At 42.1% G+C, this 19,250-nt stretch carries 20 protein-coding genes; 12 read left to right on the top strand and 8 right to left on the bottom strand.

Annotation, left to right across the window (positions count from 1 at the left end):
* The first annotated feature begins 106 nt into the window (after positions 1–106).
* From JWV37_RS03565 to mobF, 6 genes are all read left to right on the top strand, one after another.
* Positions 107–457: a helix-turn-helix domain-containing protein gene (locus tag JWV37_RS03565; RefSeq protein WP_205458376.1), complete on the top strand. Its 351-nt coding sequence runs from the start codon at positions 107–109 to the stop codon at positions 455–457.
* A 107-nt stretch (positions 458–564) separates the two neighbouring features.
* Positions 565–936 (top strand): hypothetical protein, encoded by a 372-nt coding sequence (locus JWV37_RS03560; RefSeq protein WP_205458374.1) that lies wholly within the window; start codon positions 565–567, stop codon positions 934–936.
* Positions 933–3,263 (top strand): hypothetical protein, encoded by a 2,331-nt coding sequence (locus JWV37_RS03555; protein WP_205458372.1) that lies wholly within the window; start codon positions 933–935, stop codon positions 3,261–3,263. The genes JWV37_RS03560 and JWV37_RS03555 overlap by 4 nt, the downstream gene beginning before the upstream one ends.
* Before the next feature lie 14 nt (positions 3,264–3,277).
* A complete protein-coding gene (locus tag JWV37_RS03550; protein ID WP_205458369.1) occupies positions 3,278–3,502 on the top strand; it encodes a hypothetical protein in 225 nt (74 codons plus the stop codon).
* The gene (locus tag JWV37_RS03545; protein ID WP_205458365.1) at positions 3,492–3,821 is read left to right on the top strand and encodes a hypothetical protein; all 330 of its coding nucleotides are present in this window, start codon (positions 3,492–3,494) and stop codon (positions 3,819–3,821) included. The genes JWV37_RS03550 and JWV37_RS03545 overlap by 11 nt, the downstream gene beginning before the upstream one ends.
* 155 nt (positions 3,822–3,976) lie before the next feature.
* A complete protein-coding gene (mobF, locus tag JWV37_RS03540; RefSeq protein WP_205458363.1) occupies positions 3,977–7,270 on the top strand; it encodes a MobF family relaxase in 3,294 nt (1,097 codons plus the stop codon).
* Between the two features lie 318 nt (positions 7,271–7,588).
* Here the strand turns inward: mobF and JWV37_RS03535 are convergent, their stop codons facing one another.
* From JWV37_RS03535 to JWV37_RS03500, 8 genes are all read right to left on the bottom strand, one after another.
* Entirely contained in the window at positions 7,589–7,855 is a 267-nt protein-coding gene (locus JWV37_RS03535; RefSeq protein ID WP_205458361.1) for a virulence factor, read from the bottom strand.
* A 104-nt stretch (positions 7,856–7,959) separates the two neighbouring features.
* Positions 7,960–8,304 carry a hypothetical protein gene (locus JWV37_RS03530; RefSeq protein WP_205458359.1) on the bottom strand — a complete coding sequence of 115 codons (345 nt, stop codon included), beginning with the start codon at positions 8,302–8,304 and terminating at the stop codon, positions 7,960–7,962.
* Positions 8,291–9,067 (bottom strand): Fic family protein, encoded by a 777-nt coding sequence (locus JWV37_RS03525; protein WP_205458357.1) that lies wholly within the window; start codon positions 9,065–9,067, stop codon positions 8,291–8,293. Before JWV37_RS03525 ends, JWV37_RS03530 begins: the two co-directional genes overlap by 14 nt.
* 66 nt (positions 9,068–9,133) lie before the next feature.
* A complete protein-coding gene (locus JWV37_RS03520) occupies positions 9,134–9,361 on the bottom strand; it encodes a hypothetical protein (RefSeq protein ID WP_205458355.1) in 228 nt (75 codons plus the stop codon).
* Between the two features lie 44 nt (positions 9,362–9,405).
* Positions 9,406–9,951 (bottom strand): protein adenylyltransferase Fic, encoded by a 546-nt coding sequence (gene fic, locus JWV37_RS03515; RefSeq protein WP_205458353.1) that lies wholly within the window; start codon positions 9,949–9,951, stop codon positions 9,406–9,408.
* Between the two features lie 58 nt (positions 9,952–10,009).
* Positions 10,010–10,381, bottom strand: coding sequence for an HVO_A0114 family putative DNA-binding protein (locus tag JWV37_RS03510; protein ID WP_205458351.1), 372 nt, complete (start codon positions 10,379–10,381; stop codon positions 10,010–10,012).
* 15 nt (positions 10,382–10,396) lie between these two features.
* On the bottom strand, positions 10,397–10,732 hold the full coding sequence (locus JWV37_RS03505) for a toxin-antitoxin system TumE family protein (protein ID WP_205458348.1): 336 nt from the start codon (positions 10,730–10,732) through the stop codon (positions 10,397–10,399).
* A gap of 54 nt (positions 10,733–10,786) precedes the next feature.
* Positions 10,787–11,866 (bottom strand): tyrosine-type recombinase/integrase, encoded by a 1,080-nt coding sequence (locus JWV37_RS03500; RefSeq protein ID WP_205458346.1) that lies wholly within the window; start codon positions 11,864–11,866, stop codon positions 10,787–10,789.
* 331 nt (positions 11,867–12,197) lie between these two features.
* On the opposite strand from JWV37_RS03500, the gene JWV37_RS03495 reads away from it, so the two are divergent.
* From JWV37_RS03495 to JWV37_RS03470, 6 genes are all read left to right on the top strand, one after another.
* On the top strand, positions 12,198–14,879 hold the full coding sequence (locus tag JWV37_RS03495; RefSeq protein ID WP_205458344.1) for an ABC transporter substrate-binding protein: 2,682 nt from the start codon (positions 12,198–12,200) through the stop codon (positions 14,877–14,879).
* A 63-nt stretch (positions 14,880–14,942) separates the two neighbouring features.
* Positions 14,943–15,659 carry a CRISPR-associated endoribonuclease Cas6 gene (gene cas6 / locus JWV37_RS03490; RefSeq protein ID WP_205458343.1) on the top strand — a complete coding sequence of 239 codons (717 nt, stop codon included), beginning with the start codon at positions 14,943–14,945 and terminating at the stop codon, positions 15,657–15,659.
* On the top strand, positions 15,656–17,332 hold the full coding sequence (locus JWV37_RS03485) for a hypothetical protein (RefSeq protein ID WP_205458341.1): 1,677 nt from the start codon (positions 15,656–15,658) through the stop codon (positions 17,330–17,332). Before cas6 ends, JWV37_RS03485 begins: the two co-directional genes overlap by 4 nt.
* A 1-nt stretch (position 17,333) precedes the next feature.
* Positions 17,334–18,239 carry a type I CRISPR-associated protein Cas7 gene (locus JWV37_RS03480; RefSeq protein ID WP_205458339.1) on the top strand — a complete coding sequence of 302 codons (906 nt, stop codon included), beginning with the start codon at positions 17,334–17,336 and terminating at the stop codon, positions 18,237–18,239.
* 3 nt (positions 18,240–18,242) lie between these two features.
* Complete coding sequence (gene cas5b, locus JWV37_RS03475) at positions 18,243–19,004, top strand: type I-B CRISPR-associated protein Cas5b (RefSeq protein WP_205458337.1); 762 nt, start codon at positions 18,243–18,245, stop codon at positions 19,002–19,004.
* A partial coding sequence (locus JWV37_RS03470) for a hypothetical protein (RefSeq protein WP_205458335.1) occupies positions 18,991–19,250 on the top strand: 260 nt, incomplete at its 3' end. The genes cas5b and JWV37_RS03470, both read left to right, overlap by 14 nt.

Genomic DNA, 19,250 nt, shown 5'->3' with positions numbered 1-19,250 from the left:
AACTGCATGAGAGGAGCGAGAGAACACCGTTGAGGGTGTTGGTCTGCAATTGTACCAAAAAAAATCCCTCCAAAATCAAAAAATGAAAATATACAAAGGGATACGTATGTCCGAAAAAAGCAAAATACAACTAGGTTTCACGACCATACAGCATGATCCTCGGCTCAAATTCAAGCTCACAAATAATGAGTATTGCGTCGCCGACGCAATATATCACCTCTCGCACAATCCGTCGTCCATCGCCATAGGGTGGTGCTACGCTTCGCGACAAAAAATAGGTGCATTTTTCGGGCTCTCTCGGCAGACAACCATCAAAATCATTCAAAACCTGATTTCGAAAAACCTAGTGGAGGTCAATTCGGAAACTCAATTCCTGCGCACCACACAAAAATGGTACGACGAATTTGTCAATTTCGAGTTGATGCGACGCGGTGTAAAGAAAGTTGACACCCCGTAAAGATAAGTGTCGCAGGGTGTAAAGAAAGTTGACACACCCTGTAAAGAAAGTTGACACAATAAAGATAAACATAACAATACGATAAAGAAGAAGAAGAGGAAGAAGAAATGAACAACATATCGGAAAAAACAAAAGAAGAGAAGTTCGAGACATTCTATCAATGGCTTCGAAAGGATGGCCTTTTTCCACGAAAATCCGAAAGGCTCCACCGAAAGCGAATTTTTGCAAATCTGCTCCACAATCAGCCCATGACCATGGAAAATTTTCAGGACTTCCTCGAACATGAGGCGCTCTCGGAAGAAAAAGCCAAGCTCAATGAGGAGTTCTCAGGAAAAGAAGTTCCAACCGCAAATGGAATTCTCATCATCACTGAAGTACAGCGGATTCCCGAGGGTGAGGGAAAGGGATACCGTGTGTTTTTTGGGCAAAACTGGGCTGATTTTCGGACCGTCGAGCTTTTGCGGGAGGTAGTTCTGTGAACGAATCCCCTCTCGCACTTCGTTTGCGGGCACAAAGCTTTCCTGCGGACTCTGCTTTGTGCTCCACTGAAAGAGCGGGCAAAACAGCGAAAAACAGCATCATGTGCCCAAAGGTATTCATTTTCCTTCTTTGGGCCTTCTGGGCCCTTCTAAGCACCTCTACGCATGCATTCACCATGCCCACACAAACTGTCGTCACAAAACAGGCGCAACCAATACAAGAACAGACTCAAAGCACGCAAATAGAGAAGGATGAAGAAGAAGAAGGAGTCCTCAAATTCCTGCGCTCAGCCCCCGACCCGCAAAAGCTTCCCTTGAGCTTCGACACGAAGGATGGATACGTCGCAAAGGTCGCAAAAATGGACTATTCATCGGGCGAAATAGCATTGAATTTCTACATTCGTGACACCATGGAGCAGGTCGGTGAGTACAAATATATTCACCATGCGGTCAAGGCGCAAACCACGCCCACGGCCGAGGAAATACAAACCGCTCTTGCGAGCCTTCCCACGCAAAAAGACCGCGCCTCGGAATATCGAAAAATATATCGAACTGACCGCGATGTGGATTTCGCCCAGTTCCTCGTTGCGGTGCTCACTTTCGATGACGAGGTGGTGGATTTTTCGAGGTCCATTCTCGAAAATCGCGTTCGGCTCAAAGGGGCATATACCCCCGCTTTCTCAGTCGAAACCTTCGATGATAAAATATTACTCTTTTATATTTCAATGTTCGCAAATGTCGATGAAAAACTCAACGAAATCAACTCATGGGTTCTCTTTCTTGTGCTTCCGTTCGCTGTTTTTTTCATGCTCAATCGAAAAATCACCACCACCATCAGCGGGAAGCATGACCCCGCAGACTATTGGGGAAAGGGGGTATATTCCATGGCTATCATCTATTCCTTCTACGTGATTTCGGGCACTATCTCGGTGGGCGAGGCCCAAATTTCGAGGACAAATTTTCAGGCCCTATACGGCGCCGCCATCCGAAAATCCGTTGAATTCGCCACTGCCATCACGGAAGCTTTCGGGCAAACATATGTGAATGTTCAGCGAAAAAACAGTGGCATGCTCTCCAAGGAGGAGGTCGAAAAAATAGCCATCGAACAACTCGCAACCGAGAAAAAAATCAAGGCATATGGGAGCCTCCTTGCAACCTGCGAAAAGGCAGTGGGAGACATTTTTTTTCGAGAAGAGGGTGGGAAATACCGAGTTCAGCAGGGAATGAGCACCATTTCTCCCTTGCGCCCTGAATATCGTCGAGCACTCCTGAGTCTCGAATTGTGCGATTTCTCGGAAACCACGTCGAAGACCCTCACGGCTCAAAAAGAGGAAAACGACCGAATTCTTGGGAACTACGGCGAGGCGGCGAACGACAGGAGAGTGCAGACGCAACTCTCGAGTCTTGCGGATTCGCAAATTCGAAATATAGAAAGTTTCGGGTTTTTCTCGCTCCCACTCATTGCCGCAGGGAATATGTTTTCCGAAAATATAGGGCTATACGACCGCAATGTGAAATCTCAATCACAAATAGAAAAAACTCGCGAAGAAATCCGCAAAAACGAGGGCATGGAAAAAGGAGTCGTTGCAGATTCTGTGATTGCCGGTGTCATCGAGACCTTGCCCTACTTGATGCTACCCGCAGCGGGTACTGTGTCTTCCACAATTTCCGCCACCGTCGGCTCCGCCACTTCGACGCTTGAAAAAATACCATTTTTCGGGAACTTGGTCGCGGGCGCAAAACAAGCCGTGGCGCATGGCGTCACAATATTTCTCTACTCATACCTCGTGAAATACCTCCCGCTCATCACGCTTGTCGTGGCCACGTTCCTCGTTTTGACGTATTGGTTGCTTTCGATGGTGGTGTACCTCTTCATTTCCCCATACATGGTCGTTTGGATGTTGTCGAACTCCGAGGAAGACGCGATTCGGAAGTTCCTTGTGAAGGGCCTTGTGATTTGGAGCCGTCCATTGACCCTCGCCATTTCCGTAGTGCTCTGTGTTGTCTTTCTCGACCTCTTCGGTGCTATCACCGACCTGCTCGTCGATGAGCAGTTTGCGAATTTTTTCAATATCACGATGTCGCAGGGAGTCGCAAGTGCGACATACAATTTTGCGGACTTTGGGCTCTTTTTCGTGAAAGGTTTTTTCAGTGTAGCCATCGCCATCATAGGGGTTGTTTTGAGCTTCTATATCACCTTCAATGGGGCTGAAATCCTGCTGAAAATGCTAGGTGTAGGCGAAGAATCAGGAGGCGATGCGCAGGGCATCATAGGTCGAGAAATCGACAATCGCGGCGGGCAGTACAGTCGGCCGATGTCGAATTGAAAAAAGGAGAAAAAATGAAAAGTTCTATCATAGGTATCTTGGGTTTTATGTTGGGTTTTGCCCTCGGCGGATTATCCGCCGAGGGGTCAGCGGAGTTGGAAAAGTTGAATTTGCGCCTCGGAAATATCGAGTCTCAAATTCTCGGAAAAAGTGAGTTCAATGAGCATTTGACGAAGGCTCAACCGTTCGGAAATTTGAGCTTGAGAGAGTTGCTTGTGGAGGTGTGTCGTGAAAAATGAATTCGTGCGCCGAATGCACAACGTGACAGTGCTTGCGGAAATGGAAAATGGCTTGCAGTGCGTCTATGTGGATGGAAGCGAGTTTTTTCTACACGTAGATGACTCGCACATGCTCGAAGCCCTGTCCCTCTGCGATGGACACGACGTGGAATTTCAATATGTGGAAGCCTTGCGTGACGCGTGGCGTATGGACCTCTCGCAAGAGCAGGGGCTGTTTCTTGGGTTTTTCCATGCAGGGCAACCCAAGCCCCTGCTTGACTCTATTTTGGCGCAAGCACATGGGCATACCCATCGCAATCTGAGACACGTAGGCGCATAGCTGTGGGTATGGATATGCACCCCCAAAGCCACAGAAGCTTGGGATGCATGTCTCACCCACCTTTTTTTGCTTTTTTGAATTTCACTCTCACACCCGACCCAGTTGTCACTGGTTTGCTTCGGTCGGGTGTGGCCCAACCGAAGAAAGGACACGAAATGGTGACCATGAGCGTACCCCTATCTGCCTCCAAAGCACTAGGCTACTACCGAAAAGAAAACTACTATCAGCAGAATTCCGAAGTAGGCCATTTTCATGGAAAAGGCCTCGAAGCTCATGGGCTTGCGTCGGGTCAGGAGGTCACGAAAGAGACCTTTGAGGCCGCCCTGAATGGCTTTCACGCGCAAAGCGGCCAACCACTTGTGCGCAATGCGGGAGACCCCGAAAGAAGGGCGGGAATCGACATTTCCACCTTCCCGCCGAAGTCCTTTTCCCTTGAAGTGCAAGGCTTGTTGCACTACGGCCATGCGGAAAAAGCCCAAGAGCTTCGAGAGGCCCACCTGCGGGCGAATCAGCGGGCCATGGAGCTCGTAGAAAAGGAATTTGCAAAGGCAAAAGTGTGGGATGGGGAACGTATCATAGAGGTGGAGCCTCTGGGTGTTGCGTGGGCCACGTTTGCCCACGACAACACGAGGGCAACGGATACGGGCATTGTTGACCCCTTGGAACACTGTCACAATTTCCTGCTCAACACCGTTTCCTATCGCGATGAAAGCGGGAAAATTCGCACTGGGACGATGCAGAACGCCGAAATCTATCGGGCAAAAATGCTCTTGGGCCAGATGTTTCGAAACGAGCTCGCAAAGGAGGTGCGGGGGCTTGGATATGACCTTGAAGTGAATGCGAAAACAGGATTTTTTGAACTGGCAGGATACTCTCGTGAACAGATTGAAGAATTCAGTGGCCGTAGCCTCGAATTGCGCGCGAAGCTCGCGGAATATGAAAAAGAAATCGGGCGAGAAATTTCGAATCATTCAAAAGCTCTTGATGTCATCAACGCGAAAACGAAAAACGCGAAAACGAAACTTGATCTTGAAAAATGGCAGGAAGAGACGAAAGAGCGCATGGTGCAAGCGGGGCTTGATGGCGCATTTTTTGAAAATCGTGCTCAAAAAGCGAAAGATTCCGAAGTTGCCCCACATTTGCTTCAAGAGCACATCAGCAGGGCGGCGTCGTCCATCAGTGCAAATGAGTCCGTTTTCAGCGAAAAAAAACTATTGCTGGAGTGTATGAAACACGGCTTGCATCACGGCTTGACCATGGAAAACTACCGTGGTGTCTTGTCGGAAAATACCACTATTTGCCCCCTTGAAACTGGAATATATTCGACGCACGAGATGATCCGCAAGGAAGCGGAAATTTTGGGCCAAGTGGAAAACGGAATCGGAACCCAAAAACCACTGCTTGATGCGGAGGTGGTGCAAAAACACATCCGTCTCACCGAGGCGCAAAAGGGCTTCCGCATGACGGAAGGTCAGAAAGAGTTCATCGAAGCTGTTTTGACGACGCAAGACCGCTTCATTGCCATTCGCGGCCTTGCTGGGTCGGGAAAAACTTTTTCGGTGGAAAACATCCGAAAAATCGCCGAAGCGGAAAACTTGAACGTCGAATTTCGTGGCATTGCCTTCATGGCGAAGGCTGCAGAAGGGTTGGAGGCAGATAGTGGGGTTCAATCTTCCACCATAAAAAAATTCCTCATCGAGGAAGGGAAAAATCCAAGAACGCCCGAGAGTCCCTTGCGTATTCTCATCCTCGATGAGGCAGGAATGGTAGGGTCGGCGCAATGGCATCAGCTGCAAGAACATGCTGAAAAGACGAATTCACGCATTGTTTTCATCGGCGATGATACCCAATTTCAATCTGTGGCGGCGGGTGGTGCGTTTCAGGGCGTTCTGGAAAATACCGACGTTCAGACCGTCACCATGTCACAAATCATGCGGCAGGAAACCACGCACATGAAAGATGCTGTGCGCCACCTCACGGTTGCGCAAGCGAAGGAGGCGTTGCACATACTCGAGCAAGCCGATGCGTTGCACGAGCTTGGCGCGGAGGAATCCATAGAAGCTATTTCAAAAGAGTACTGGCGGCTCAAAGAGACCCACAAAAACGAGAAAAAGGCGCGAGACAGAGAGCCTCTTGTCATTTCCTCCAAAAATGACCAAAGGCAAAAGCTCAACGAGGCGATTCGCGACAAAAATACGCACCTTGGCCAAGGGTACACAATCACCACAAAGGAGAGCGTGAATCTCAACGGCACAGCCTCGCAATATGCGCGTTCGTACGAAATGGGAATGCTCTTGCAAATTGAGGGCGCAAAGCGCGGCACATTGTACGAGGTGGTGGGGCAGGTGGATGACAGAACCATACGTGTACGTTCTGGACGCGCCGTTTTGGATATCAATGTCTATCAAAGACACAATGAAATTCAAACATTCAAGGAGGTGCAACGGGACTATGCGGCGAATGATAGAATCATTTTTTCAAAAAATGTGGACAGTCGGAAAGACGGCTTCAAGGTGGAAAACGGCGAAGTGGCCACCATCTTGAAAATTGAGAATGGCATGGTGACTGTGCGGAGCGACAGTGGCAATGAAAAGAGTTTTGATATTGGGAAGCACAATTTTTTTGAAAGAGGCTATGCAGTGACGGATTTCAAGAGCCAGGGCATGACTGCGCGGAATGTGCTTGTCTTGGCGGATTCGCAGATGGCGAATCTCAATAGTTTGTACGTACAAACGAGTCGAGCTACCCACAATTTTCAACTTTTCACGTCCAACAAAGAAGAGTTGCTTGCAAATGTGGGGCAACGAAAAATCAAACGTTCGACAATCAATTATTTGCAAAAAAAGGAGGCAATCAATGAACACCGAAAAAACGCAACTAGAATACGTGAGTCCTATATTCAAAGCGCTCACGGCGCAGATGGATTATACGGTGGAGGGCGGAGCTTGCAGCGAATGCCCTTCCTCGATGTGGTTCGCTTTGGCAAATCCAGCGCAAAGAAGCGGCCTGAGATGCTTTTGCACAGTGGCGCGGACGCTCACTTGGGCGCCCGAAATGGAAATCATCATGGAGTGCGACGGGCAAATCACAGCCTTGGCCATGTTGGCTCAAGACTGAAAACAGCCGTATCTTTGGCGTGGAAAAAGGCGTATCGAGCGTATCAGGAGCGAATCATACGACTTCAGGTTGAGCGCGAGGCGAATGATAGAATGGAGGTGAAAGCAGAAAGTCGAATCATACGCCGTCCCAGTTGGCGAGATTCGTTTTCGAATCTGAACTTGCGAGAAGAGGAAAAAACCCAACTTACGGCGCACGAAGAACGCATGGCGTTCATCAAGCGAGAGACGGAAAACGTATTGTCCGAATCTCAAGCCTATCATTCGACGAGTTTGGCGAATGATACGTCGCCATCCTCAAAAATCAAAAAAGGAGCAGGGAGGAAAAGATAGCCCCGCAGGGTTTAGGTGCGCCCCCTTGGGGGCAATGCACCGTAGCGATAGGGTGCGGGAGTCGAAGACCTCCACGGCTCAAAGTTCAACGGTCGTGCCCCATTGGGAGGTTTGTAACCCTTTACATGTAAAGAACGTCAAGGCCAGATTCTGAATCCTCCCCTAGAAGCCCCGCTCTTTGCTTTTTTGGTTCGAATGGTATATTTTCCTACCATTCAACAACATTGGAGTGCTTCTTGAGTGGTATATTTTCGTACCACTCGATGGTGTATTGGGCGTATTTTTGCTATATATATGTTAAATTTGTAAAAAGGAAGGCTAGGAAATAGCGGGGAGTAAATCGTTTAACTCTTCAATTTTTAGCATACGTACATCTTTGACGCAGGAGGCAAACCACGGATGTGTTTTTGCAAGTTTTTGAATAACTAAAACGCATGTCACTGCATTAATGGAATTGTCTCCAAAATACACACTTCCTTGTTGCCATGAAAAACCATTGACACTCATAAACTTTTTAATATCATCGTAGGCATTTGTTGGGCTTGCAGGGTAGGCGGTATTTAAATCAAAAGTTACTGCGTACATTAGCATCTCCCCTTTATTTTAACTATAATGATATCAGCAGTTTATCTGCACCTTCGTCTTGATTTGTCCAGTTAGTTTTTGCTAACTGGACAATGCCTTGCCAATCAACTTTTCTTCACCATTTCACTGTTTTGTACCGCTTCGACCATCGTGTGAGAAACATCAAACTCCATGTCGAATGTGTCAGGGGTTTTTACTAGCTCAACATACATGTCCTTGTGGTCATCAAGGAACCTAACCATATTTTTGTAATCTTTCATTCTATCTAGTGCATGAATAAAAGCTACATCATCGGTAACAATATAGACCGTTCCCATGTCGGCAAGCTCTTCCGTGTCGGGGGCGTATTTCACCTTGATTGTTTTCTTGCCATAACCTTTTTGGAGGAGCGCATCAAGAGCATGTTCATATTCGTAGTCAGTTCCAGTTCGCAAGTCATTGTCGTACATTTTTACTCCTTTTGTCTTTTTTTGTGTTTTTCAAAAACTCAATTCTCTCATCAAGGGTCTTCATTTCAAGTTCGGCTATGAGTTTGATAAAAGACTCATAGCTTTGCTTGGCGGCGATTGCATCAAGTGCATCATAATACGTTGCTCTTTGTGTTGCTTCAATGATGATGGGCAAATACCCAGACTTCATTAGTTCAAGATTCATCAATAGCCGTGCTGTTCTTCCATTGCCGTCCACAAAAGGATGAATATAGGCAAAACCAACATGTAATCTTGCAATCTTTTCAATAGGGTGCATGGCATGAGCTTTGTGGTAGTTTTCAACCAGTTCAGTCATTAGGTTGTCCAATGAAAAGAACGAAGGAGGCGTATGGGATGCGCCTGATATTTTAACATTGACTGTTCTGTATTGTCCTGCATTTTTGGCATCAATTCCTTTTAGAATCAAACCATGGATGAGTTTAATATCTTTCTCACACAATACTTGGTTTTCATTGGCCAAGCTCTCGATGAAGTGTATTGCTTCTTGGTGGTTAATGGCTTCAAGATGTTCAACCACGGTCTTGCCACCAATCGTGATACCCTCTAAAACCACCTTTGTTTCATTGAGCGTTAAGGTATTGCCCTCTATGGCATTGGAGTGATACGTGTATCTAAGATGAAAGTCTTTTGCCAAGCTTTGCACCGTTTCGATGGGCATTGGTCTTGCCTGTGCAATAATCGACTTTTTGGCATCAAGGTTGGCGAATAGGTTTGATAACACTTTAGAAACCTTTTTTAATTCTTAATTTATACAGAAGTTTACAACAATTCATTATTTTTGTATAAATTAAGTATTTTTTAATAAACTGGCCTCAGTCTTTATTTGTGCCATTTTTGTTTTTGTTATTTTTTGAGCCTTCATCTCTTGCTCCAGTTGATAGGCAATAACTCTTTTTATGGCTATATCGTTTGTCTCTTCAAAGATACCGTCTTCTTTTAAAAACTCTTTAAAATCACCGCCAATATGTTTATTGCCCATCACATTCTTCTGCATCAATTTTCTTTCTTCTTTCACGGCGCATATTGCCACAGATACGCTTTACATGTAAAGCGTATTTTTTAATAAACCTCATACCCTTCATAATAGTATGACTGCTCTATTCCTTTGAAGATGATTTCTCTATTGTGAATATCGTCTGTTAGGTTGTCGCCAAGGAGTGTTCTAAGTTCTAGGTCATTAATAGGGCTTCTCTCCATGGCTTGGAGGTAAATTTCTTTGCCTACAAACTGCCAATTCACAACTTTTTGCAGTCGCTTTTTTAAGAGCATATCAAGCCATATTCTCATGCTTCTGCCATTGCCCTCTAAGAAAGGATGGGCAATATTCACCTCCACGTATTTGGCGATGATTTCATTAAAACTGTTTTCACTCATTGTTTCGATTTTGGCTAAAACCTCTTTGAGGTATAGGCTGTTTGCAAACCGAAAGTTCCCCTTGGAGATGTTAAGCTCTCTAATCTGACCTGCAAAATCATAAAGTCCATCAAAAAGATAAAGATGGATTTGTTGAAGCCCTTTGAGTGTCCCCACTTCCATCTTTTCAATATCACCACAATCAAACAAACGATAGGCGTTTTCTATGCTCTGCTTATCTATGCTTTTCATTGAAAGTCCTTGATTTTGCTATATATATGTGAAAATTACTAAAGGCTTGTTTGGTTTACTATGCCACGCTTCTTATGCCAAACTCAACATGAAAATCCGTTGCTTTGACTTTAGGAACAATGCCTTTGTTCTCTTTCTCAAGCTCTACAATGCCGTATCTTTCAAGTGTTTTGAGTGTTCTTGAAAGATTTGATTTTTTACGCCCACTCATTTGTTCAAGCTCTGTTAAGGATTGAGGTTTGTTGGCTATGATTAATTTTAAAAGCTCTTGATTTTCAAAACTCAGTATCTGTCCCATGCTCTTGACGGACTCGAACCATACTTTTGGCTCATTCTTTTTGAGGGTATATTCCCCTTTTGCAATAGCAATGGTGCGCTTTTTGTACTCCTCTTTAGACATAATTCCGACACGTAAAATCTTTGCTTTCATCTCAAACTCCTTGTTTTACCGATACATGCAGTACTCTACTGCCTTCCAAAAATCCTCCATAAGCTGACCGGCAGAATCAAACTCATAAGGAAAAGTATCCATTCTTTTATGAATGTGATCCCATGTTTCTTTCTTTGCGCCATATTTTGCATTTCTTGGTTTGTAGCTGTGAGCATTGTCATAACCCAGAATGCGCTGATTTGTTTTATCATGCAACGTTAATGAATATCTAACGCCATGAGGTATGGCTTCAGAAGGCTTGACTTCTTTTGCTTCAAACTTTACCCAATAGCCATTATCCATCGGAAAAATTTCGCCGTCTAAGCTGAGAAGGTTTTCTAGACTATGCATAACACACACTTCCTTTGGTTATCAGCTAATGATAACATAAAATCATTAAATTACCTATTTTTTCAACAAATCCAAGAAAGTATCACTCCCAAGTTTTGCCATTTCTTCTTTCATGTTGCTATACCGTTGTGTGGTTTTTATGCTTTTGTGCCCGAGTGTTTTGGAGATAATTTCAAGTGGAATATTGTTGTTCACAAGCGTAAAGCCAAGTAAGTGCCTAAAGTCATGTAGTCGCATTTTGAGCCCGAGCTTGTTTTTCATTTCTCTCCAAACCGAACGGGGAAAATCGGTCATTTTTTTTCCAGTAATGGGGGAGGGAAAAACAAGGCCTTTTTGACCTCTCTCCAAAAAAGTGAAATGCTCCAACAGTTCATCATCTAAAAGGTATTTTTGAGACTCTGATATTTTATTATTTTCGTCTCTTATCGTATAGCTTTTTTGGTAAAAATCAATGTCTTGCCATTCGAGACTCAATATTTCACCCTTCCGTCTTCCGCGCAGAAGAAACAAAAACATTAGTCGATAAGAATTATTAGGAATATCTAAAATCTCTTCGTATAACATTTTGGCTTTTTCGTCCTCAATGAAAAATTTTCGTTCGTTGTTGAATTTTGGAATTTCAATATTTTGGGCTGGGTTAATCTCGATATACCTTTTTTTAATAGCATAATTCAAGATTGCTTTAATTAGGTTCCGTTGGTGTTTTGCAGTTTGCGGAGCATATCCTTTTTGTAGCAAACTGCTGATAAGATTTTGTAAATCACTCGTTTTAATATCGGTAATATTTTTTTTTGAAAGTTTTAAAAAATGTTTTTTAAAATAGTAAACTTTCGTATCTAGGGTTGATTTTCTCTGTGTTAGTGTAGCATGTTTAATATACTCATCAAACAGTGCCTGCAGGGTTATTTTTTTATTAAGAGGTTTGCCTGACTTGAGCGAAGCAATAAGTTCGTTACGTTTTTGGTAGGCAATAGAAGGGTTGGTTCTGATTTCATCGTTTGAATAGCCCACAATTTGATCAGTGTTTACAAGACCAATGATTTTTATTCTCGCAAAGTAAGTTTTAACTTTTGAAGTCGGATCTATTATGTAGTATACGCCTGGGAATTTTGTTTTGATTAAATCATTTCTCATTTACTGTAGCCATCCTTTACCGCACTATTTACCGCACTATTTTATCAGTATTTGGTAGAAAAAGATATAATAGACTCAAAGTTTTTAAATAAAACTCTTTGCTAAAGTCCCTTAAAATAGGCATTTTGTAGCTTTTAGTAAAGAAATATCAAAGATAATAAAAGCCCCGATTTTAAATCTCATAAGCCGGAGGTCGGGGGTTCGAGTCCCCCTCTCGCCACCATCTTCTTTTTCCCCTCGTAAAGTATAAACAAACACTCCGCTGTTCTTTTTTGTTGCAACTTTTATTCTAAAAACTATACAATAGGCCAAATGATTTATATGGATTCCTATGGTACGAATTACTGCTTTTTTCTTGGTTATTGTTTCGTGGTTAAGCGCCCAAGAAGCTGTTACGCTTCAGCTTAAATGGCTTCATCAATTTCAATTTGCGGGCTACTATGCCGCTCTTGAAAAAGGGTTTTACGAGGAAGAAGGTTTACATGTAACGATTCGGGCGCGCGATACTTTGTCTAACAACATCGACCAAGTCATCGCAGGTGAAGCCCAATACGGTGTGTCGGACTCTATTTTGTTCCTTTACCGGGCTAAGGGCGAGCCTGTGGTTATTGTCTCTCCTATTTTTCAACACTCTCCCAGTGTAGTGCTAACGCTAAAAAGCAGTGGCATCGACTCGCCTTATAAGCTTGAAAACAAAAAACTTGTTTTTTACCCTAGAGATACAGACGGGTTTGGAGTTTTGGCGATGCTAAAGCATTTGGATGTCAGGCCACAACTCATCCGTGAAAAATCTCTAAATAGTGTTGCGCTTTTAAAAGAAGGCAAGGTGGACGCGCTTAGTGCATACGCTACTAATGAGCCGTTTTATTTTTTAGAAGAAGGTGTAGATGTCAACATCTTAAATCCCTCTAATTATGGGTTTGCGATGTATGGTGATATGCTTTTTACAAATGCTTTTGAGGCAAAGAACCACCCTGATCGCGTGGAGCGCTTTAGGCGTGCTTCTTTAAAAGGTTGGGAATACGCGCTTAAGCATAAAGAAGAGATTGTTCGTCTTATCCATAAAAAATATGCCCCGCATAAATCTCTAGAACACTTGCGTTTTGAAGCAGATGCTACGGAGCAAATGATTGGACAAAAGATTACGCCTCTTGGCACCCTCGATAAAGGACGGTTGGAATATACTCTCAAAACCTATGCTGAGCATGGATTGATTGACAACAATGTGCCTGTGGATGAGTATGTGTTTACTACGTTTAAGGAAATGGTGGAGTCAAATGCACCAATCCTTACCCAAGAAGAGCTTGCTTATTTGGCAAAAAAACGAACACTCAACGTGTGTATTCAGCCTGATTGGATGCCTTTTGAAAAAAATGAACAGGGCAAGCACGTGGGTATGAGTGCTGATTACATGGCAGTGTTTGGGCGACAGCTTGATATCTCTTCTAGGCTTGTAGAAACATCAAGCTGGGCTGAGACACTGGCGTTTGCTAGAGAGAAAAAATGCGACATCATTCCTTTTATTGTTGACACGCCAGAGCGTCGGGATTTTCTGCGTTTTACCCAGCCTTACCTGAGTGCGCCATTGGTGCTTGTGACGAGCATTAATGAAATTTTTGTGGACGCACTGCATCAAGTTTCAGGCAAAAAAGTCGGGATTGTTGGCGGGTATGCTATCAATGAAATGTTAAAAGCAAACTACCCAAAGATTAAATTTATAGAGGTAGAGAGTCTTGATAGAGGATTTGAACTTGTGCGTAAAGGAGAGCTGTTTGGCTTTGTAAACTCGCTTCCAGTGGCGGGGTATCAGATTCAGCAAAAGTATTTTGGGCAGCTTAAGATTGGTACAAAATTGGATGAGTTTTTGTCTTTGAGCGTGGGTGTGCGCGACGATGAGCCGATTTTGGCGGCGATTTTAGATAAAGCTATTGCGATGACATCATCAAATGAGCATCAGGAGATTTTTAACCGTTGGGTTTCAGTCAGCTATGAACGTGGGAGTGATTATGCGCTAGTGTTGTGGTGGGCGATTGGGCTTTCGAGTGTTTTTGGTGTGGTTGTGTTTCTTGTCGTAAAATCCAACAGGGCGCTCAACAGTGAGATTGAGGGGCGAAAAATTGTCGAACAAAAACTTACACGCTACATTGATTTGGTAGATAAGCATATTATCGTTTCTAGCACAGATTTAAGGGGAGTAATCACAGAAGCTTCGACCAAATTTTGTGAAATTTCAGGCTACAGCAAAGAAGAGTTGATAGGTAAAAAACACAATCTCATCAAAGACCCAAACACCCCAAAAGAATTTTACGAGCAGATGTGGAGAGACTTGATCGAGAAGGATTACTGGTCGGGTGAGGTACACAATAGATCAAAAAATGGCACTTATTATTGGGTGCGCGCGTCTATTTCGTCTATTTTTGATTTGCAGGGCAACAAGATAGGCTACACGGCCATTCGTCAAAACATCACCAGTGAAAAATTGCTCGAAGAGATGTCTATTAAAGATGAGTTGACAGGCGCCTTTAACCGACGCTTTTTCAATGAAAGCGTCCCAAGAATGATCAACAGCGCGAAGCGTGACAAAACGGTTGTTACGTTTGCGATTTTTGATGTGGATTATTTCAAGCCCTATAACGACACGTACGGGCACCAAGCGGGCGACAAAGCTTTAAAGAAGATTGTCGAGGCGGTTGCTGGGTGCTTGGGGCGCTCTGATGATACCTTGTACCGCTTGGGTGGCGAGGAGTTTGGTGTTTTTTACCGTGGTTTGGATATTTCTCAATCTAAAGACTTTTTGGAGAAAATGAGAATGGCAATCGAAGAACTCCGCATCAAACATGAAGGCAATAAAGCAAGCCCCTACATCACAGCGTCTTTTGGTGCTGTGATCAAAAAAGCCAATGAAATTTCAAGCCTCGACGCTCTTTATAAAGAAGCTGACGATTTGCTTTACGAAGCCAAAGAAGCGGGACGAAATAAAGTAAGGAGTAATGTGCCAGATGGAGTGAGTTAGCCCAAGAGTATGCATTCTATCTGAGTTGTGTTATCATTATGACAAACCAACAGGAGTGTGAAAATGCAAGGATTTGAACTGAAATGCAAGGCATATTTGAAGAAAGAGGTGGCGTTTGCCCAGAGTTTTGAAGCACTTTCAAAGTACGTGAGTTTTAGCATGCACCAAGGAGAACTTGGGGAAAAACATGCACAAGAGGGCTACAAACACTATGTTTTTGGCGGCCTACTGCCCATCGAACCCGCAAAAGTCTACATCCAAGGAAACCTCTATACCTTCACAGTGCGCTCTTTGGACGAGGGGTTCATTGACAAGCTAAGTGTCGCTTTGAGGCAAAACACGGGCAATGAGTATTTTTTAGCAGTTGAAACCCACAAAAAGAGGCTCACGCCCTTTTTCATCAGCGAACTCTACAGTGCCACGCCCGTCATCGTCTCGGTGGGCAATGGCAAATACTGGACACTCAACGAAAGCGGCGACATCGTAGGGCTCCAACGCCAACTCCACGACAACCTAGAGAAAAAATACCAAAGCTTCTACGGCGAACCTTTACATGTAAAGGATAATTTCATCCAACTCATCGAACTCAAAAACCAAAAACCTCAAAATATCGCCATCACCAAAACAGGCAAACCCATCCGCTTTTTCGGCAATAAATTCCGCATCGTCCCCAACGAAGACGAAGGAAGCCAAAAGCTAGCCTTCGTGGCGTTGATGTGCGGGCTGGGAGAGAAGAATAGTTATGGGGGTGGGTTTATGCTTGCGGGAGGGATGCGATGATTTATGACATTGTGAATGTTTTTAGAAAAGAGTATGAAGCAAAAGGCGATAAGCTTATTTTGGATAGTTATCAACTTAAAGATGGGCTATATATCAAAATAAATAATGATGAAAGTATTGAGTATTTTATAAAATCGAGTCGCAAGGTAAAAGTGGAAGGCAAATCTATTACGGAGCATGATTTTAAAGATGTATCAGGAATAAGCCAGCCAAAAATCTATGAATGGCTCAAAGTGAGAGATTATTACAGTAATGTCATCGATACCTCAAAATCCTATGATGCTCCCAAGAAGACTATTCATAACAATAATTATTTAACGCTTTTTATGAAAATAGAAAGCTTTTTAGAAGTTGAATTTTCTCATCTTAGAGCAAAGCTTTTCAAAAAAGTTTTAAGCTTTAAAGAGTTTGATTCAAAAAATGAGAAAAAAATTCTTGAAAGTTTTTGTTATTACATACAACCTTTAAGTCGAAAAAAAGACATCGTAAAAAAAATGAAGCAACTTGAGTGCTTTTTGCCTCAAATTAAGGAGTTTGCAAAAAGTTATAATCCAAAAGAGTACATAAGAATCTACTTTGAAAAAAGTGAAGAAATATACAAGAGCGAGAGTGCTGTCTACTTCGCCCTAAAAATTTACAATGATAATAAATATTCTATAGAGATAGATAAAAAAGTTTTTGGGCTATCTAACTACAATATGGGTCTCAATAGCAAAAAACCATTTTTAGAACAAAAAACACGCAAGCTATCAACTCCTTTTATGATTTCGCCTGAAATGGCCTTGGAAGTCAAATTGTTTTTTGATTGGCTTGCCTTGCAACCATATAAGACCGATTTGTTAGAAAAAATGTTTGTCAACAAATTCTCAGATAATGGGAAGGCAATCATTAACGATTTTGACTATTTGCCTGTCAAGATAGAAGAGTTGGACGATGAAATAGTGGTGAAAAATCATCTTCATATTAAGGATAAAGAAGATGCAAGATTAACAGAACTTTGGCAGCTTGAAACTATGGTTGATGAAGTTTTTTATAGTAGGCAACTAAAAAGCAACTATTTTCGAGATGATTTAAAGGTTTCTGATTTTGTTTCCAAGAAGCTTCAACAGCTTATATTTGAGACAAAATACGCCATGGTAAATTACTTTAAAAAATACGATGAAAAAGAGTTTTATCAGGTCATTAAAAAATATGGAACTGATTTTGTCATTGAACATTTAAGGCAAAATAGAGAATATAGGGCAAAAGAGAGTTTAAATTTAAAATTTTCATTACTACAACATAAAGGAGAAGTTGTCATGGATATTTCGGGAATACAAAAAAAGGTAATTGCCAAACTTGAAACGTCAGATTATAGTGATTTGAGTAGTGAGGAGTTTTTCTATCTTTGTGGGCAAGTGGCAAAATATTTACTCACAAAAAGTAAATCAGGTAAAAAAGATGCTGATATGCTAGAACCTTTTTTGAGAGCAAAGTCAGTTAAAAAATTAAAAGATGAAATCAAATTTACATTTTTTAAATACAAACATGAAATTGGACTCAATCAAACAAAGTTTAACAATGCGCTTGCGCTCATAACGGCTTATGAAAAAGATGAAATATTTAATGGGGATAGTTTTTTAGTTGGAGTTTTATCTCAAAATTTATTTTACATGAAAAAAGAGGAGAATTAAGATGACAAGAGTTTACGGAGTAATCGGAATCAAAGCAAAAATGGCAAATTGGAATGCGGATTTTACGGGAAGACCAAAATCAACCAGTAATGGTGATATTTTTGGAAGCGATAAAGCACTTAAGTATCCTATGAAAAAAATGTGGGAAAATGAGGGTAAAAAAGTACTTTTTATTAAGAGTTGGAAAGAGGAAAAGGGTTCAATTGTTCCAAATCAATTAGGAGAAAGATATAAGCTTCTTTTTAGTGATATTGATAAAAAAACTGAAACTAAAGAGGTGATGAACAACCTTTTTAAGGCAGTAGACGTTAAGAATTTTGGTGCAACATTTGCAGTAGAAGGGCAAAATATTTCTATCACTGGTGCTGTGCAATTTGGGCAAGGATTTAACAAATTTGACGATACCAATATTGAAATTCAGGACATATTATCCCCTTTTACAGACTCTAAAGCAGAAGAAAAAGGCAAAGAAGCAAAACAATCAACACTTGGTACAAAAATCACCGTTGATGAAACACATTATTTTTATGGTTTCTCTATTAACCCTAAAAATTATGACGAATACAAAACCCTTTTAGGTGCAGAGTTTCAAGGCTATACTGAAGCAGATTATGCAGAGTTTAAAAAAGTTGCATTGGTCAGTGCTACCGCCTACAGCACTAACTCAAAATTTGGATGCGAAAATGAGTTCGCTTTGTTTCTTACATGTAAAGACGATAAATGTTACTTGCCAGACTTGAGTGACTATGTGAAGTTTGATAGTCAAAAAAGAGAGATTGACCTTGGCGAGCTTGAAAAACTTATCGAAGGCAAGTTTGCAAGTGTTGAAGTTTATTTTAATCCTTTCAAACTTAGCTTGAAAACATCTTTGGATAAATTTAATATTTTTACCCAAGAGAAATTGTAAATCATGCGTGCGCTTAGGTTTGAACTAAGCGGTAAAACCGCTTGTTTTAGGAAGCCTGATGTGAATGCTTATGCGTATTTTACTTACAATAACATTCATAAGCCAGCACTTCTTGGGCTTTTGGGTTCTGTCATTGGGCTTGGTGGCTATACGCAACTTTTTGAAAAGAATCGCACTTTAAAAAAAGGCCAGTTGGGCTATGACGAGGGCTATCCCGAGTTTTATGAAAAACTAAAAGAGCTCAAAGTGGCTATAACGCCGCTTGCGCCAAATGGCTATTTCAGCAAGAAGATTCAAACGTTTAACAATAGTGTTGGTTATGCCAGCCTTGAGCAAGGTGGTAATCTTATTGTTCGTGAGCAGTGGCTTGAAAATCCTTCTTGGCAGATATTGATACTTGATGATGAAAGCGAAGTCTTTCAGAAAATCAGTGAGTACTTCTTGGGCGGCAAGTCAGTTTTTATCCCTTATCTTGGTAAAAACGACCATCCTGCAAAGATAGATGAAGTGAAGCTAGTTGAGCTTTTCCCCTTTATCAAAGAGCAAAAAGTATCTTCACTTTTTGAAGAAGATAAACTACAAATAGTAAAATCTCCACCACGTGGAGAGTTATCGTACTATTTTAAAGAAATCTCACCTATTCGCCTTAACGAACAACATCATTTTTATGAGTATGCAAACTTGGTATTTACAAATCATAAAATTGAAATTGAAAATGTCGAAGATGTTTTATCTTGCGAGGGCAACAATTATGCTTTTATCTGATTTTGGCATAGATGAGAGATTTTTCGCACACACACGAGGAAGCGATAAAGAGACGCTATCAGAGCATCTTAGTCTTACATGTAACTATTATCAAAAGATTGTTACATGCAAGAACCTTGCACCATTGATTGATGCCATTATTGAGCAAATTGATAGTGAAAATGCCCTATTAATTAAAGAGATGTTTGGAAATGCGATTTTTTTGCATGATTTAAGAGGTGGACCCCAAAAACCAAACAACAATGC

Origin of the sequence: Sulfurospirillum tamanense (genome assembly GCF_016937535.1) — a bacterium.
GTDB classification, from domain to species: Bacteria; Campylobacterota; Campylobacteria; order Campylobacterales; family Campylobacteraceae; genus Sulfurospirillum_B; species Sulfurospirillum_B tamanense.
This window is presented reverse-complemented; position numbering and strand designations above follow the sequence as displayed.

Bases quoted from the DNA above. Each gene is read 5' to 3' on its own strand.
- fic (WP_205458353.1), bottom strand. From the start codon at position 9,951: ATGAAAAGCATAGATAAGCAGAGCATAGAAAACGCCTATCGTTTGTTT.
- JWV37_RS03550 (WP_205458369.1), top strand. From the start codon at position 3,278: ATGAAAAGTTCTATCATAGGTATCTTGGGTTTTATGTTGGGTTTTGCC.
- cas6 (WP_205458343.1), top strand. From the start codon at position 14,943: ATGCAAGGATTTGAACTGAAATGCAAGGCATATTTGAAGAAAGAGGTG.
- JWV37_RS03500 (WP_205458346.1), bottom strand. From the start codon at position 11,866: ATGAGAAATGATTTAATCAAAACAAAATTCCCAGGCGTATACTACATA.
- JWV37_RS03535 (WP_205458361.1), bottom strand. From the start codon at position 7,855: ATGTACGCAGTAACTTTTGATTTAAATACCGCCTACCCTGCAAGCCCA.
- JWV37_RS03485 (WP_205458341.1), top strand. From the start codon at position 15,656: ATGATTTATGACATTGTGAATGTTTTTAGAAAAGAGTATGAAGCAAAA.
- JWV37_RS03510 (WP_205458351.1), bottom strand. From the start codon at position 10,381: ATGAAAGCAAAGATTTTACGTGTCGGAATTATGTCTAAAGAGGAGTAC.
- JWV37_RS03530 (WP_205458359.1), bottom strand. From the start codon at position 8,304: ATGTACGACAATGACTTGCGAACTGGAACTGACTACGAATATGAACAT.
- cas5b (WP_205458337.1), top strand. From the start codon at position 18,243: ATGCGTGCGCTTAGGTTTGAACTAAGCGGTAAAACCGCTTGTTTTAGG.
- JWV37_RS03480 (WP_205458339.1), top strand. From the start codon at position 17,334: ATGACAAGAGTTTACGGAGTAATCGGAATCAAAGCAAAAATGGCAAAT.
- JWV37_RS03505 (WP_205458348.1), bottom strand. From the start codon at position 10,732: ATGCATAGTCTAGAAAACCTTCTCAGCTTAGACGGCGAAATTTTTCCG.
- JWV37_RS03560 (WP_205458374.1), top strand. From the start codon at position 565: ATGAACAACATATCGGAAAAAACAAAAGAAGAGAAGTTCGAGACATTC.
- mobF (WP_205458363.1), top strand. From the start codon at position 3,977: ATGGTGACCATGAGCGTACCCCTATCTGCCTCCAAAGCACTAGGCTAC.
- JWV37_RS03565 (WP_205458376.1), top strand. From the start codon at position 107: ATGTCCGAAAAAAGCAAAATACAACTAGGTTTCACGACCATACAGCAT.
- JWV37_RS03495 (WP_205458344.1), top strand. From the start codon at position 12,198: ATGGTACGAATTACTGCTTTTTTCTTGGTTATTGTTTCGTGGTTAAGC.